The organism is Burkholderia sp. Tr-20355 (assembly GCF_017104685.1).
Classification (GTDB): Bacteria; Pseudomonadota; Gammaproteobacteria; order Burkholderiales; family Burkholderiaceae; genus Burkholderia; species Burkholderia seminalis.
Genome location: NZ_JAAGPK010000386.1, coordinates 1 through 1,064 on the forward strand (window position 1 = coordinate 1; position 1,064 = coordinate 1,064).

A 1,064-nucleotide genomic window follows, 5' to 3' on the forward strand; every position below is an offset into this window, starting at 1 on the left:
CGTCCGCCCTGCCGTTCTCGCGCATCGTCATGCCACCGGCTGCGCCGCGTCGACGGCATCGCGCCGCACGCGCGCCCGGCTTGCCGCGGGCATCGCGTCCGGGCGGACGAAATTCTGCACGCGCAGCAAGCGGCGCACGTCGTTCGCGCGCGAATGCGGATCGAAGTGCCGCGTGAGGCCCGCGACCAGCGTCGATGCCTGCCCGGTACGTCCGCGCTCGATCAGGTGATCGGCGAGATCGAGCGTGCTGCGCAGCGCCCACATCGCGGCGCCCTGCGCGTTCGCGGTCTGGATGGCCAGCTGCAGATGACGATGGCCGTCCGCTTCGTATGCCGCCGCGAGACTCGCGGTGGCGGTGCGCGCCTGTTCGAGCGTCGCCACGCCCCTGACGCGCAGCAGTTCGGGCACGAACAGATGTTCGCCGTGCGCGCGGCAGCGCGCGAGCGTCGCGTCGAGCCGGGTGCGCGCCTCGGCCGCGCGGCCGGTGCGCGCGAGTCCTTCCGCATGCGCGGCGGTCAACGGCGCGAGCAGGCGCCGGAAGCCGCTTGCCTCGAGGCGCCGCAACGCGGGTTCGAGCCGCGCGAGCCCCGCGCCCGGATGGCCGGTCTGAATGTCGAACTGTCCCGTCAGGCATTCCGCATGGGTACGCCAGATGTCGAACCCGTGCGTGTCGGATACCGATCGCAGCGTCGCGAGATAGTCGGTCGTCGCGTCGTGGTCGCCGTAGCGCATGGCGATCGGCACGGCAGCCGTGCCGAGCACGAAGCACAGCGCCAGGGCCGACGGGCCGCGGCGCGCGCCCTCCACCGCTTGCGCGGCCAGCCGCATCGCGTGCTCGGGGTCGCCCTGCAGCCACGCGAGCCGCGTGAGCATCGTGCCGCCGAACGTCGCCATGTCGACACCCAGCGCCGCCTGCGCGCACCGCGGCTCGCCCGCGCCGGCCAGTTCGGCCGTCGCTGCCTCCAGCCGCTCCCCCGCCTGCGCGTGCCCCCCGCAGTAATCCAGCCCCGTCGCCACCATCGCGTCCCCCCGCCGGCCCCGCCCCCCGCCCCCCGCCCCGCTCC

General features: G+C 74.8%; 1 pseudogene. It reads right to left on the reverse strand.

The features are described from left to right. Positions 1 to 27: 27 nt before the first annotated feature. Positions 28 to 1,064 (reverse strand): annotated as a pseudogene (locus G3N62_RS35530) (transcriptional regulator); the annotation flags it as partial.